The sequence below is a fragment of the Arhodomonas sp. SL1 genome, assembly GCF_052060015.1.
Lineage (GTDB): Bacteria > Pseudomonadota > Gammaproteobacteria > Nitrococcales > Nitrococcaceae > Arhodomonas.
Window position 1 is genome coordinate 204,909 of the sequence record NZ_JBPODZ010000003.1, and the last position, 13,302, is coordinate 218,210.

The 13,302-nt window shown below is 69.9% G+C and carries 11 protein-coding genes; 2 read left to right on the top strand and 9 right to left on the bottom strand.

Annotated features, from left to right (window positions below):
- Positions 1 to 80: 80 nt before the first annotated feature.
- From rsmA to ACQ754_RS06500, 4 genes are read right to left on the bottom strand one after another with little or no spacing between them, the layout of a single operon-like run.
- The gene (rsmA, locus tag ACQ754_RS06485) at positions 81 to 875 is read right to left on the bottom strand and encodes a 16S rRNA (adenine(1518)-N(6)/adenine(1519)-N(6))-dimethyltransferase RsmA (protein WP_440996189.1); all 795 of its coding nucleotides are present in this window, start codon (positions 873 to 875) and stop codon (positions 81 to 83) included.
- The gene (gene pdxA, locus ACQ754_RS06490; RefSeq protein ID WP_440996296.1) at positions 872 to 1,837 is read right to left on the bottom strand and encodes a 4-hydroxythreonine-4-phosphate dehydrogenase PdxA; all 966 of its coding nucleotides are present in this window, start codon (positions 1,835 to 1,837) and stop codon (positions 872 to 874) included. Before pdxA ends, rsmA begins: the two co-directional genes overlap by 4 nt.
- Positions 1,838 to 1,860: 23 nt before the next feature.
- The gene (locus tag ACQ754_RS06495) at positions 1,861 to 3,165 is read right to left on the bottom strand and encodes a peptidylprolyl isomerase (protein ID WP_440996190.1); all 1,305 of its coding nucleotides are present in this window, start codon (positions 3,163 to 3,165) and stop codon (positions 1,861 to 1,863) included.
- Between the two features lie 18 nt (positions 3,166 to 3,183).
- Complete coding sequence (locus ACQ754_RS06500) at positions 3,184 to 5,430, bottom strand: LPS-assembly protein LptD (RefSeq protein WP_440996191.1); 2,247 nt, start codon at positions 5,428 to 5,430, stop codon at positions 3,184 to 3,186.
- Between the two features lie 200 nt (positions 5,431 to 5,630).
- On the opposite strand from ACQ754_RS06500, the gene ACQ754_RS06505 reads away from it, so the two are divergent.
- Positions 5,631 to 6,548, top strand: coding sequence for an aminoglycoside phosphotransferase family protein (locus ACQ754_RS06505; protein WP_440996192.1), 918 nt, complete (start codon positions 5,631 to 5,633; stop codon positions 6,546 to 6,548).
- Positions 6,536 to 7,216, top strand: a complete 681-nt coding sequence (gene murU, locus ACQ754_RS06510) for an N-acetylmuramate alpha-1-phosphate uridylyltransferase MurU (RefSeq protein ID WP_440996193.1) — start codon at positions 6,536 to 6,538, stop codon at positions 7,214 to 7,216. Before ACQ754_RS06505 ends, murU begins: the two co-directional genes overlap by 13 nt.
- On the opposite strand, the gene hslO is transcribed toward murU, so the two are convergent.
- From hslO to ACQ754_RS06535, 5 genes are all read right to left on the bottom strand, one after another.
- The gene (hslO, locus tag ACQ754_RS06515; RefSeq protein ID WP_440996194.1) at positions 7,213 to 8,082 is read right to left on the bottom strand and encodes an Hsp33 family molecular chaperone HslO; all 870 of its coding nucleotides are present in this window, start codon (positions 8,080 to 8,082) and stop codon (positions 7,213 to 7,215) included. The genes murU and hslO overlap by 4 nt on opposite strands.
- A gap of 42 nt (positions 8,083 to 8,124) precedes the next feature.
- On the bottom strand, positions 8,125 to 9,564 hold the full coding sequence (gene gatB, locus ACQ754_RS06520; protein WP_440996195.1) for an Asp-tRNA(Asn)/Glu-tRNA(Gln) amidotransferase subunit GatB: 1,440 nt from the start codon (positions 9,562 to 9,564) through the stop codon (positions 8,125 to 8,127).
- 13 nt (positions 9,565 to 9,577) lie between these two features.
- Positions 9,578 to 11,032 (bottom strand): Asp-tRNA(Asn)/Glu-tRNA(Gln) amidotransferase subunit GatA, encoded by a 1,455-nt coding sequence (gatA, locus tag ACQ754_RS06525; RefSeq protein ID WP_440996196.1) that lies wholly within the window; start codon positions 11,030 to 11,032, stop codon positions 9,578 to 9,580.
- Between the two features lie 21 nt (positions 11,033 to 11,053).
- Positions 11,054 to 11,341 carry an Asp-tRNA(Asn)/Glu-tRNA(Gln) amidotransferase subunit GatC gene (gene gatC / locus ACQ754_RS06530; RefSeq protein ID WP_440996197.1) on the bottom strand — a complete coding sequence of 96 codons (288 nt, stop codon included), beginning with the start codon at positions 11,339 to 11,341 and terminating at the stop codon, positions 11,054 to 11,056.
- Between the two features lie 120 nt (positions 11,342 to 11,461).
- Positions 11,462 to 13,297, bottom strand: coding sequence for a V-type ATP synthase subunit A (locus ACQ754_RS06535; protein WP_440996198.1), 1,836 nt, complete (start codon positions 13,295 to 13,297; stop codon positions 11,462 to 11,464).
- Between the last annotated feature and the right edge of the window lie 5 nt (positions 13,298 to 13,302).

A 13,302-nucleotide genomic window follows, 5' to 3' on the forward strand; every position in this document is an offset into this window, starting at 1 on the left:
AGGGGAGTTGGGGGCTGCGTATGCGCGTCCATATCGCGTTCATTTGGCGGTCGGGCTTGTCGGCGGGACGGTTTTTGCTGCTATTCCCTGTTGGCCGCGAGGGTTCGGGCCAGAGCGGCGAAGCCTTCCAGGGACAGGGTCTCCGGTCGCTGGCCGGGATCGAGGCCCGCGGCGGCGATGGTCTCGGCGCTGATCAGGCCCTTGAGCGCATTGCGCAGGGTCTTGCGGCGCGCCGAGAAGGCCCGCGCCACCACCGTATCCAGCGCCCGTTCGGCGGGGACCTCCACCGGAGCAGCCGGGTGGGGGCACAGGCGCACGAAGGTGGAGGTCACCTTCGGCGGCGGGCGGAAGGCCCCCGGTGGGACGTCGAACAGGGGCTCGACGGTGCACCGGTACTGGATCATCACCGACAGACGACCGTAGGTGCGCCCGCCGGGCGCGGCCGCCATGCGCTCGACCACCTCCCGCTGGAGCAGCACATGGAGGTCGGCGATGGGCGCGGCGGGGTCGGTGAGATGGAACAGCAGTGGTGTCGAGACGTTGTAGGGGAGGTTGCCCACCAGGCGCAGTCGCTCGCCGCCGATCGCGAGCTCCGCCGGGGCGACCTCCAGGGCGTCGGCCTCGATCAGCCGGAAGTCCGTGTCCGGGAAGTGTCCCGCCAGCCGTTGTAGGCCAGGGATCAGGTCGCGGTCGATCTCGACAGCGGTGAATCGCCCCACCTCGGGCAGCAGCGCCTCGGTGAGCACGCCCTCGCCGGGGCCGATCTCGACGACGTGATCGCTCCGCCGGGGGGCGATGGCCTGCACCATGCGGCGGACGTAGGCGCCCTCGTGGAGGAAGTTCTGTCCGAAGCGACGGCGCGGACGGTGTCTCAACCGGCGGCCTCGCGGCGTCGCGCGGCGAGCTCGCCGGCCAGTGCCACAGCCGCCCGGAGGCTGCCGTCGCTGGCGCGGCCGCTGCCGGCGAGATCGAGGGCGGTACCGTGATCCACGGAGGTACGGATCAGGGGCAGCCCAAGGGTGACGTTGACCGCGTGGCCGAAACCCGCGTACTTGAGCACCGGCAGGCCCTGGTCGTGGTACATGGCGAGGACCGCATCCGCCCCTGCGAGCTGATCCGGCGTGAACAAGGTGTCCGCCGGCAGGGGACCCACCAGGTCCAGGCCCTCGCCGCGCAGCCGCTCCAGCACCGGCGTGATCACCTCGATCTCCTCGCGGCCCAAGTGCCCGCCCTCGCCGGCGTGGGGATTGAGGCCCGCGACCAGCACCCGGGGGCGGGACAGGCCGAAGCGTCGTTGCAGGTCGTCCACTAGGGTGCGGGTCACGCGCTGGAGTCGTTCCGGGGTGACGGCGTCGGCCACGGCGCGCAGCGGCAGGTGGGTGGTGACCAGGGCCACCCGCAGCTCGCCGGCGACCAGCATCATCACCGGCAGTGCCCCGCCGCTGCCTGCGGCGAGATACTCGGTATGGCCGCTGAACGGGATGCCCGCCTCGTTGATGATCCCCTTGTGGACCGGCGCGGTCACCATGGCGTCGTAGTGTCCGCGGAGGCAGCCGTGCAGGGCCTCGTCGAGGCTGTCGAGGACGGCTCGGGCGTTGGCGGGATCGAGGTGGCCGCAGGAGACCGGGCTGCGCATGGGCACGGCGGCGATCTCGGTGGCGCCGGCCGGCGGCGTTGTGCCCTCCCGGTACGGGGTTAGGCCGATGCGCAGGCCGAGGCGGCGGGCGCGGTCCTCCACGACCACCGGGTCGCCCACCACCACGAGCCGGCAGCCCGGGGGCGGCGCCGCCGCCAGCATGGCCACGAGATCCGGGCCGATGCCGGCGGGCTCCCCCATGGTGAGGGCGAGTGTAGGCGCGCTCACACCGCTGCGTCCTCCAGCTCCTCCAGGCGGTAGTCCACGTAGGCCTCTTCGCGGAGCTGTCGGAGCCAGAGCTCGGTCTCCTCTTCCTCCTTGCGCTGGCGCAGCTGCTGAGCGGCTTGGTTGCGACGGTAGGTGTCGGTGGCGTCCTCCTCGCGGCGGTCGAGCACCTCCACCAAATGCCATCCGGCGCTGGACCGGAAGGGACGGCTGAGCTCCCCGGGTTGGAGCTGGGCGAGCCGGCGCTGGAAGGCCGGGGGTATCTCCTCCGGGGTCAGCCAGCCCATCGCCCCTCCCTCGCTTGCCGTGGATTGGTCGTCGGAGTTGGCCCGGGCGAGCTCCTCGAAGGATTCTCCGCCGACGATGCGCTCGCGCAGGGACTCGAGGCGAAGCCGTGCATCACGGTCGCTGACCACCTCGTTGGTCTCGATGAGGATGTGACGTGCCCGGGTCTGGGTGACGATATGGCGTTCCGCATCGCGCCGGTCCTCCATCTTGAACAGATGGAATCCGGACGGGGTGCGGAGGATTTCGCTGACCTCGCCGGGGTCCAGGCCGCTGAGGCGCTCCGCAATTACCGAGGGCAGCTCTCCCGCACGCCGCCAGCCCAGATCCCCGCCCTCCAGCGCGTTGCGACCATCGGAGCGGGCGGCGGCGAGGGCGGCGAAGTCCGTGCCCTGTTCGGTGAGCTCCCGCCGCAGCGCCTCCGCCTCCTCCCGGGCCTCGGCAATGGCTCCCGCAGAGGCCGCCTCCGGTATGGCGACGAGGATGTGGCGCAGCCGGAACTCCTCTTGGTCCTCGGCGATGCGCTCGGCGAACTGATCGATCTCCTGGGGGGTGAGGTTGACGCGTTCATCCATGACCCGCTGGCGCAGCCGCTGGATGGTGATCTGGCGGCGCAGCCGGTCCCGGAAGTCCGCCATGCTCATCCCCTCCCGCTGCAGGGCGTCACGGAATCCGCGTAGATCCAGGTTGTTCCGTTCGGCGACACGCCGTACGGCCGTGTCCAGGGTGGCCTCATCCACCGTGATCCCGCGCCGCTCCGCCTCATCGAGTTGGAGCTGCTCCACCACCAGCCGTTCCAGGACCTGGCGGCGCAGCTCCTCCGCCGGGGGCGGCGCTATGTCGCGCCGGTCCAGCTCGGCTCGCACCTGCTCGAGCTCTTGCTGGAAATCGGAGAGCAGCACCACATCGTCGTTGACCACGGCGACGATGCCGTCGAGCAATTCGGCCGCGGGGGCCGGTACGGCGGTCACCAGGGCCAGCACGGTGGCCAGGCTCCAGTGGCGAAGGGTTTTGCGCAACACGGTCATCCCCCGTTATCAGTACAGCCGGCTGGCGCGGTAGCCGGGAACGGTGTCCTCGAAGACGGCGGGAATTGTATCACCCAAGCCCCCGAGGCCCTTGAACACGAACTGCAGCAGGAACTGATTGTTCAGCTGATCGCCGGGGGCCGAGTCCTGCACCGCCCGATGCACCGCCCGCACCGCATAACAGCAGCTCTCGTATTCCAGGCCCAGCATGCGCTCGCTGGTCAAGCCGGCGTCCAGGTCCTCCCGCCAGCCGCCAAGCAGTGACCACTGCGGGCCTAGCCGGTAGGCGAAACTGGCCTCGGCCCGCTCCAGGGGGATGCGTCCCTCGCCACGCCGGTCGCGGTAGCCGATGTTGACCAGCGTCTGGGGCCCGGCGCGCCAGCGTAGCCGGCTGTAGAGGTCGTGGTCGTTGAACCGGGAGCCGTCCCAACGATAGTTGACCATGCCGCTCAGTCCCTTCGGAAGGTTCACCCGCAGCTCGGTGAAATAATCCGAGCTGCCGGCGGTTTCCGGCGTATCCTCCAGGGTCACGTCGCGGTCGTCGAAGTAGTGGATCTGCCCCGCGGAGAAACGCAGGTGATTGCGGCCGGTGGCGGTGTCGAGCACGCGCGAGGTCACGCCCAGGGTGAGCTGGTTCGCGTCACCCACGCGGTCGGCGCCGTCGAAGCGGTTGTCGCGGAACAACGCGCTGTAGGTCAGCTCCGGGGCGTCGGTGTCGAACAGCGGCAACGCGTCCTGGTCCCGTTCGGGGACGTAGAGGTAGTAGAGCCGTGGCTCCAGGGTCTGGGTGAGACCGCCACCGAAGGCGCTCAACTCGCGCTCGAGGCTGACGCCGGCATCGATGCTGTAGACCGGTAGCCCACGGTCCGGGCTGCGGCTGCCTCTGTCGGGGTCGTCGAGGTCGTAGGCGGTGTAGCGCCAGGCCACCGCCGGCTCGAAGTGGTAGCCGAGCTCTCGGATCGGCAGCGCCAGCCGGGGCATGACGTCAAGCCGGGAGCCGGTGACGCGCAGGTCCGGCTCCGGGTGGTCGAAATCCACCGCCTCGGCGCGGAGGCTTACGTCCACCGGCCATTCCGTGATCAGGGGGCGGTAGTTGAAGCGCAACCGCGGCTGCCGGGCATAGGGGAGGGCCGCGTCCGCGACCAACGGGTCCACGGTCTGCCAGCTCTGGGCGTCGGCGCTGAGCTGCCAGTCGTCCGTTGCCCAGCCCGCGCGGGCGTAACTCTCCAGATGGCGCTCGCTGCGGTCGAAGGCATCGTCGCCGAAGCCGGTGTCGAAGTCGTCCAGGTAGTCGTCGTCGCTGACCCGCCGTTGGACCAGCTCGCCGCTGAAGTGGGCACCGACGCCGAAGCGGTGCTGTTGCCGAACAGACCAGCGGTCGTCGCCCTGGTCGTCATCGTCGGGGAGGTAGCTGGCGCGGACGCTGCCGCCGACGTTTCGCTCCAGGTAACGGAACTCGCCGCCAAGCATCAGCCCCCGCCGGGAATACAGGGTAGGGGTGATGGTGGCGTCCCGGTTGGGGGCGATGTTCCAGTACCAGGGGACGCCGAGGCGCAGGCCGCCGTCGTCGTCATGGCCGAACTCCGGGGCGAGTAGCCCGGTGAGTCGGTCGCTGCCCACCGGGAAGCGCAGCCAGGGGGAGTACAGCACCGGCACGTCCGCCACCGACACCCAGGCATGGGTGGCCGTGCCCTGACGGGCGTCGCGGTCGATGGTCACGGTCTCCGCCTGCAGCCACCACAGCTCCTCGCCGGGGTTGCAGGTGGACAGGCGGACGTCCTCGTAGCGGCTGCGTTTGCCGTCGAGGCGCTCGATGCGGGCGGCATCCCCCTGGAGATGACCGGCCTCCACCCGGTAGCTGACCGCGGAGAGCTCCCCGGTGTCGTCGTCGAGGTTCAGCGCCGCCCGCTCGGCGGTGAACAGCAGCCCCGACTCCTGGTAACGGACGTTGCCGGTGGCGGTGAACCGTGGTGGGCGCTGCCGGTATTCCAAACGATCGGCGTCGACCCGGCGGTCCGCCTGCTCCAGTGCCGCATTGCCCGTTAGGGTGTAGCGGCCGGTCTCGTAGCGCAGCTGGTCGGCCGAGGCGCGGGTGGGCGTATCCGGGTCGTCGCGGTCGGCCGGATCGCCGATGGGCATCGGGGTCAGCCGGGGGCCGCACAGTGCCCAGGGATCCTCCGCCGCGAGTGCCGGCGAGGCGGTGGCCATCGCCAGCACCATCAGCACCAGTGGGATCGGGCTGCGCACTCCGGTCACGGGGTCTCTCCTGCAGGGCGCGCTTACCTTGGCACATGGCCGCGGAGCTGGCAAACACCGCCACGAGCGGACGCGGATTGCTATCATGCCGGGCCATGATAGGGAGCAGCGCGGATCCAATGGCGGCGAGCGGGGCGGGCATCCCGACGGGCCTGGCCGGGTGGGTTGCCCGGTGGGTGCCCGGGGCTTCGCTCCGCCCCATGGCCGGGGATGCTGGCAGCCGGCGGTATTTCCGCCTCTCCGGGCCCGGGATGGGCTCCTATGTCGTCATGGACACGGCAGGGGATGGCAACCTGCTGCGTCGGTTTCTCCGTACCACCGCCCTGTTGCGCCGCGCCGGCCTGCACGTGCCGGCGATCCACGCGGTGGAACGCCGTCGTGGCTGGCTGCTCCTCGAGGACCTGGGTGGGCGGGACTACCTGGCGGGACTGGCCAGCGGCGAGGGGGAACGGCTGATGCCGGCGGCCCTGGCGGCGCTGGTGCGCTGGCAGCGCGCGCCCGTCAGCGCGTCCCTGCCGCCGTATGATGCGGCGCTGCTGCAGCGGGAGCTGGCCCTGTTCCCCCAGTGGTACCTGGCCCGCCATCGCGGCCTGCGCCTCGGATTCGCCGAGCGGCGCGGCTGGCGCGGGCTCACCAGGGTGCTGGTGGAGCGGGCGCTCGCCCAGCCACGGGTGTGCGTGCACCGGGATTTCATGGCCCGGAACCTCATGGACTGTGACCCGTTGCCCGGCGTCATCGACCACCAGGACGCCGTGGCGGGCCCGCTTACCTACGACCTCGCCAGCCTGCTCCGGGATGCCTTTTGGGAGTGGTCACCCGCCGAGGAGGCCCGCTGGCTGGACCGCTACCGCCAGCTGGCAACGGCGGCCGGCCTCGCCCTGCCGCCGGAGGGGGAGTTCCGCGGGGACTTGGACTGGATGGCCGTGCAGCGGCACCTGAAGGTCATGGGAATCTTCGCCCGCCTTTACTACCGGGACGGGAAGCCCCGCTACCTGCCGGAGTTGCCGCGGTTCGCCCGCTATATCCGCCGCGAGGCCGCCCCGTACCCGGAGCTCGAGCCGCTGCTTGCGCTCTTCGAGCGCTACCGCGTCGGCGAGGAGGGCCCATGCGTGCCATGATCCTGGCGGCGGGCCGCGGCGAGCGCATGCGCCCGCTGACCGAGCACCGGCCGAAACCGCTGCTGGAGGCGGGGGGGCGCCCCCTGATCGACTATCACCTGCGGGCCCTGGCGGCGGCCGGGGTGAGCCGGGTGGTGGTGAATGTCGCCTGGCAGGGCCAGCTCATCCGCGATTACCTCGGCGATGGTGGTGCCTGGGGCCTGGAGGTGGTGATATCCGACGAGGAGGGGGCTGCCCTGGAAACCGCGGGCGGGATCCGCAGGGCCCTGCCCTTGCTCGGTAATGCGCCGTTCTGGGTGGTCAATGGCGACGTCTGGATCGATCTGGACCCATCGGTGCTGCCGCGGGAGCCGGAGGGTGAGGCGCACCTGGTGCTGGTGGACAACCCCCCTCATAACCCGGAGGGCGACTTCGGCTACCGTGCCGGCCGGGTGGAGCCCGGCGCGCCGCGGCTGACCTTCGCGGGGGTCGGGGTGTACCGTCCCGAGCTGTTCGCGGGCCTGCCCGACGGGGTCCACCGTCTCGCGCCCCTGCTCCATGAGGCCGCCGCTCGCGGCGCCGTCACCGCGAGCCACCACAAGGGGACGTGGTGGGACGTGGGCACCCCGCAGCGGCTGCGGGCGCTGGACCGCTGGCTGCGTAAGGGCGGACGCGAACGGCGGCGCTAGTGTTGGGTGGCCGAGGGCGGGCCTGCCGAGGGATCGGCGAGGAGCTGCTCCGCGTCCACCGCGTCGAAGTAGTAGCGCTGGTTGCAGAAGTCGCAGTGGACCTCGACCCCGCCCTGTTCGGCGACGATGTCCCGGACCTCCGCCGGGCCGAGGGCCGCGATCATCGCGCCCACGTTTTCCCGCGAGCACCGGCACTGGAAGCGAAGCGGCAGGGGGTCAAAGAGCCGGACGTCCTCCTCGTGGAACAGCCGGTGGAGGATGTCAGCGACATCCAGGTGCAGCAGCTCCCGCGCAGTCAGTGTTTCCGCGAGGTGGCCGCTGCGTTCCCAGGCGTCCGGGTCGTCGTCGCTGCCGCCGGGGATGCGTTGCAGCAGCATCCCCCCGGCCCGGCCCTCCACCGCGGAGAGCCAGACCCGGGTGTCGAGCTGCTCGGATTCCCGAAAGTACTTCTCCAGCGCCGCCGCCAGGCTGCCCGGGGCGAGATCCACGATGCCCTGGTAGCGGTGGCTGTCATCCTCGGGCTCCACGGTAATGGCCAGTGCCCCCTCCCGGGCCTGCTGGTCGAGGGGTGCATCCGGCACTTCCGCGTTGTAGCGGGCCATGGCGCGGAGTCCGCCGTCGCTGCTGGCCTGTACTACCAGCACGGTCAGCGGCCCGTTGGCCTGGATCTGCATCACTAGCCGGCCGCTGAACTTCAGGGTCGCGGTGAGCAGTGCCGCGGCGGCCATGCCCTCACCGAGGAGCCGGGCCACCACCGGGGGGTAGTCACCACGGCGGGTGAGCTCGCGGAAGGTCGCGTCGAGTTGGACCAGCTCGCCGCGCACGTCGGCGCCGTCAAAGAGGAATCGGTAGAGGCGGTCACTCATTGCGTTGGAAATGGGGGCGCGCCGCGCGGCTTCAAGCGCCCGTCACTCGCCGTCGAGCTTGCGTTTTAGGAGCTCATTGACCTGCTGCGGATTGGCCTTGCCGCCTGAGGCCTTCATCACCTGCCCCACGAAGAAGCCCAGCAGCTTGGTCTTGCCCTCCCGGTACTGCTCCAGCTGCTTCGGGTTGTTGGCGATGGCCTCGTCCACCATGGCCTCGATGGCCGAGGTGTCGGTGACCTGCTTCAGGCCCTTGGCCTCGATCACCGCGTCGGCGCCGCCCTCGCCGTTCCACATGGCCTCGAAGACGTCCTTGGCGATCTTGCCGGAGATGGTCTCGTCGCTGATACGCCGCAGCAACCCGCCCAGGGCCTCCGCGCTCACCGGCGAGTCGGTGATCTCCAGGCTCGCCTTGTTGAGCGCCCCGGAGAGCTCGCCCATGACCCAGTTGGCGGCCAGCTTGGTCTCGCCGCCGGCGGCCTCGGTGACGGCCTCGAAGTAGTCGGCCAGCTCGCGGCTCGCGGTGAGCACCCCGGCGTCGTAGGCGGGCAGGCCGTAGTCCGCCTCGAAACGGGCCTTCTTGGCGTCCGGCAGCTCCGGGAGCTCGCCGCGCACGTCCTTGATGAGCGCCGGGCTCACCTCCAGCGGCAGCAGGTCGGGGTCCGGGAAGTAGCGATAGTCGTTGGCCTCTTCCTTGGTGCGCATCGAGCGCGTCTCGTTTTTGTCCGCGTCGTAGAGCCGCGTTTCCTGGATGACGGTCCCGCCGTCCTCGATCAGCTCGATCTGGCGCTCGATCTCGTGATTGATGGCGCGCTCGACGAAGCGGAAGGAGTTGAGGTTCTTGAGCTCGGCTCGGGTGCCGAAGGCCTCCTGCCCTTTGGGCCGCACGGAGACATTGGCGTCGCAGCGGAAGCTCCCCTCCTGCATGTTACCGTCGCAGATGCCGAGATAGCGCACCAATGAGTGTAGCTTCTTCATGTAGGCCACCGCTTCCCTCGCCGAGCGCATATCCGGTTCGGAGACGATCTCGAGCAGCGGCGTCCCGGCACGATTGAGGTCGATGCCGGTCATTGCCTCGAAACCCTCGTGCAGGCTCTTGCCGGCGTCCTCCTCCAAGTGGGCGCGGGTGACGCCGATGCGCTTGGTGGTGCCGTCCTCAAGGTCGATGTCCAGATGGCCGCGGCCGACGATGGGCAGCTCGTACTGCGAGATCTGGTAGCCCTTGGGCAGGTCCGGGTAGAAGTAGTTCTTGCGCGCGAATACCGAACGACCGGCGAGCTCCGCGTCCAGGGCCAGGCCCAGGCGCACGGCAAAGCGCACCGCGCGCTCGTTGAGCACGGGCAGAACGCCCGGCAGACCGAGGTCCACGGCGCAGGCCTGGCGGTTGGGCTCGGCGCCGTAGGCGGTGGATGCGCCGGAGAAGATCTTGGTGTCGGTGGCGAGCTGGACGTGTATCTCGAGCCCGATGACCGGTTCCCACTGCATGGCGGTTGGTTCCTTACTCGAAGCCCTGGGGCGCGCGCAGATGCCAGTCGGTGGCCTGCTGGAAGCGGTGGCCGACATTGAGCAGGCGCGCCTCGTCGAAGTAGTTGCCGATGAGCTGCAGGCCCACCGGTCGTGCACCGGCGAAGCCGGCGGGAATGGACAGGCCGGGCAGACCGGCGAGGTTCACCGCGAGGGTGTAGATGTCGGAGAGATACATCTGCACCGGGTCGTCGGTCTTCTCGCCGAGGTTGAACGCCGGGGTCGGGGCCACCGGCCCGAGTAGGATGTCCACTTCCCCGAGCGCCTGGCTGAAGTCGTCGCGGATCATGCGCCGGACCTGCTGGGCCTTGAGGTAGTAGGCGTCGTAATAGCCGGCGGACAGCGCGTAGGTCCCCACCATGATGCGGCGCTTGACCTCGTCGCCGAAGCCCTCGCCGCGGCTGCGCTTGTAGAGATCCTCCAGGCCCTGCGGGTCCTCGCAACGGTAACCGAAGCGCACCCCATCGTAGCGTGCCAGGTTGGAGGAGGCCTCCGCCGGGGCGATGACGTAGTACACCGGCACCGCCAGGTGGCTGTTGGGTAGCGATACCTCGGTGATGGTGGCGCCCTCGGCCCGCAGGACCTCGACCGCCTCGTCGACGGCGGCGCGCACCCCGGCGTCCAGGCCCTCGCCGAAATACTCCCTCGGTAGGCCGACGCGCAGGCCCTCGAGCGAATCGCCCAGGATGGCCGTGTAGTCCGGCACCTCGCGCTCGACGCTGGTAGAGTCCCGGGGGTCGAAACCCGCCATGGCGGCGAGCAGCAGCGCCAGGTCCTCCGCGCTGCGGGCGAACGGGCCGCCCTGGTCCAGGCTGGAGGCGAAGGCGATCATGCCGTAGCGGGATACCCGACCGTAGGTCGGCTTGAGGCCGCTGACGCCGCACATCGCGGCGGGCTGGCGGATGGAGCCACCGGTGTCGGTGCCGGTGGCCGCCGGGGTGAGGCGGGCGGCCACCGCCGCCGCGGAGCCGCCCGAGGAGCCCCCGGGGATGGCATCGGCATCCCAAGGATTGTGCACCGGCCCGTAGTAGCTGGTCTCATTGGACGAGCCCATGGCGAACTCGTCCATGTTGGTCTTGCCGAGCAGCACCATGCCCGCCGACTCCAGCCGCTCCACCACGTGGGCGTCGTAGGGCGCGATGAAGTTGTCCAGCATCCGGCTGCCGCAGCTGGTGCGCACGCCGTCGGTGCAGAAGATGTCCTTGTGGGCCAGCGGGACGCCGGTCAGCGGCCCGGCCTCGCCGCGGGCGCGCCGGGCGTCGGCGGCCTCCGCCGCGGCCAGGGCGCGTTCCTCGGTGACGGTGATGAAGCTGTTCAGCCGCCCGTCGTGCTCGCGGATGCGCCGCAGGTAGTGCTCGGTGAGCTCCCGGCTGGAGTACTCGGCGGCGGCGAGCCCGGCGGAGAGGTCGGCGATGGTCTTTTCATGCATGGGGCGGGGGCCTCCCGGGAATCACTCGATGACGCGGGGCACCAGGTACAACCCGTCGGCGACGGCGGGCGCGATGGCCTGGAAACGCTCGCGCTGGTCGGTCTCACTGACCTCGTCGGCGCGCAGGCGCTGGGTGGTCTCCAGCGGGTGGGCGAGCAGCTCCACGCCGGTGGTGTCCACCTCGCCGAGTTGCTCGACGAAGTCGAGGATCTCGCCGAGGCTCGAGGCGTAGTCGCCGACGGCGGACTCGTCGATACCGAGGCGCGCGAGATGCGCGATCTGCGCCACGGTTGAGGCGTCCAGGGACATGCTCGGATCTCCGGAACAGCTCGGATTGGGTAAAGCGAGAAAACTAGCACACAACGGCGGGGCTGTTAATCGAACGCTGCGGGCGTGGTCGTGGTGCCGACCCTGTCGCAGTCCGTGCCGTTAGTCGATCTCGACGCCCGCCTCGCCGGCGAGTCGCCGGATCTCGTCGAGATAGTGCCGGTATTCCCCCGAGTCCGTGGGCGAGTAGTTCAGGTTCTTCATCGCCTGGGCGAGATCGGTGAAATAGCCTCGGATGCGCTCCTTGTCCTCGAAGTCGTAGTCCGCACCGACCAGTCGGTAGACCAGCTCCAGGCTGCGGCGCTGGCGCGCCAGTGGGGTGGAGACGTCGACCTCGTCGAAGGCGTCCTGCTGGAGGTAGACGAGATCCAGGAAATACGCCTTCTGATAGGTGAGGTAGTCCTCGATGGTGATCCCCTCCTCACCGGTGACCTGCATCATCTGCGCGACGTCGTCGCCGTCGTGGAGCAGCTGCAGCAGCTCCTCGATGCGCGCCGGCCAGCCCTGACCGAGGTGCTCGGCGATGTGGTCGGCGAGCTCGGCGCGGTAGCGCGACCAGGACTGCAGCGGATCCACCGCGGGGTAGAAACGCTTGTAGGCACGATCCGCGGAAAGCCCCAGGAACGCCTTGACGGTGTTCAGCGTCGCCTGGGTCACTGGCTCCTCGAAGTTGCCGCCGGCCGGCGAGACCGTGCCGATCATGGTGAGGCTGCCGTCATCGCCGGCATTGTTGCGAATCACGCCGGCGCGTTCGTAGACACTGCGGATCGCGGAGTCCAGGTACGCGGGGTAGGCCTCCTCGCCGGGGATCTCCTCCATCCGCCCGGAGGTCTCGCGCATGGCCTGGGCCCAGCGCGAGGTGGAGTCGGCGATGAGCAATACGTTCAGGCCCATCTGGCGGTAGTACTCGCCGATGGTGATGCCCGTGTAGATGGAGGCCTCGCGGGCGGCGACCGGCATCGACGAGGTGTTGCAGATGATTACCGTGCGGTCCATCAGCGAGCCGCCGGTGGTCGGGTCGGTGAGCCTCGGAAACTCGGTGATGGTCTCCACCACCTCGCCGGCACGCTCCCCGCAGGCGACGATGATCACGATGTCCACGGTGGCGTAGCGGGCGATGAGGTTCTGCAGCACCGTCTTGCCGGCCCCGAAGGGCCCCGGTATGCAGGCCGTGCCGCCGACGGCGATGGGGAAGAAGGTATCGATGACGCGGATGGTGGTGGTCACCGGCCGCTGCGGGTACAGCCGCTCGCTGGCGTTGGCCCGGAGCAGCCGTTCCGGCAGCGGCAGGCGCACCGGCCAGCGCTGGGCGAGCGGGATCGCCCGCTCGTTGCCCTCGGCGTCGGCGAGCCGGGCCACCGGGATGTCGACGGCGAAGCTGCCCTCCTGGATCCAGCTCACCTGCCACTCCCCCCGCAGGTCGAAGGGCGCCATGATCCGATGGGGGAAGCGGCCCTCCTGCACTGTGCCCAGCACGTCGCCGGCCTTCACCGTCTCCCCCATCCGCACCCGCGGCGAGAAGGACCACTGGGTGGTATGGTCCAGCGCCTGGAGGTGCACACCCCGTGGCAGGAAAAAACCGGACTGCAACGCAAGCTGCTCGAGGGGATTCTGGAGGCCGTCGTAGACCTGGCCGAGCAGGCCCGGGCCCAGGGTCACCGAGAGCATCTCCGTGCTCTGCTCCACCGGGTCGCCTACCGCGATGCCGCCGGTGTCCTCGAAGACCTGCACATCGGCGTTGCGGCCGCGAACCCGAAGGATCTCGCCCTTGAGCCGCTGGCCACGGTCCCCGTCAGCGCCGGCGGGATGGATGTAGACGACCTCGTTCTTCATCAGGCCCGTGGAGCGCTCCGTGGTCTCTATGACCACGATGTCTTCCTGCACCGAGACGACGGTGCAGTCCGGGGTATGCTGGCCTTCGACGTTGGTGGCGGGCATGCGGA

Coding starts and splice junctions, on each gene's coding strand:
- pdxA (WP_440996296.1), bottom strand. CDS start 1,837: ATGGGGGAGCCCGCCGGCATCGGCCCGGATCTCGTGGCCATGCTGGCG.
- ACQ754_RS06505 (WP_440996192.1), top strand. CDS start 5,631: ATGGCCGGGGATGCTGGCAGCCGGCGGTATTTCCGCCTCTCCGGGCCC.
- murU (WP_440996193.1), top strand. CDS start 6,536: ATGCGTGCCATGATCCTGGCGGCGGGCCGCGGCGAGCGCATGCGCCCG.
- hslO (WP_440996194.1), bottom strand. CDS start 8,082: ATGAGTGACCGCCTCTACCGATTCCTCTTTGACGGCGCCGACGTGCGC.
- gatB (WP_440996195.1), bottom strand. CDS start 9,564: ATGCAGTGGGAACCGGTCATCGGGCTCGAGATACACGTCCAGCTCGCC.
- gatA (WP_440996196.1), bottom strand. CDS start 11,032: ATGCATGAAAAGACCATCGCCGACCTCTCCGCCGGGCTCGCCGCCGCC.
- gatC (WP_440996197.1), bottom strand. CDS start 11,341: ATGTCCCTGGACGCCTCAACCGTGGCGCAGATCGCGCATCTCGCGCGC.
- ACQ754_RS06535 (WP_440996198.1), bottom strand. CDS start 13,297: ATGCCCGCCACCAACGTCGAAGGCCAGCATACCCCGGACTGCACCGTC.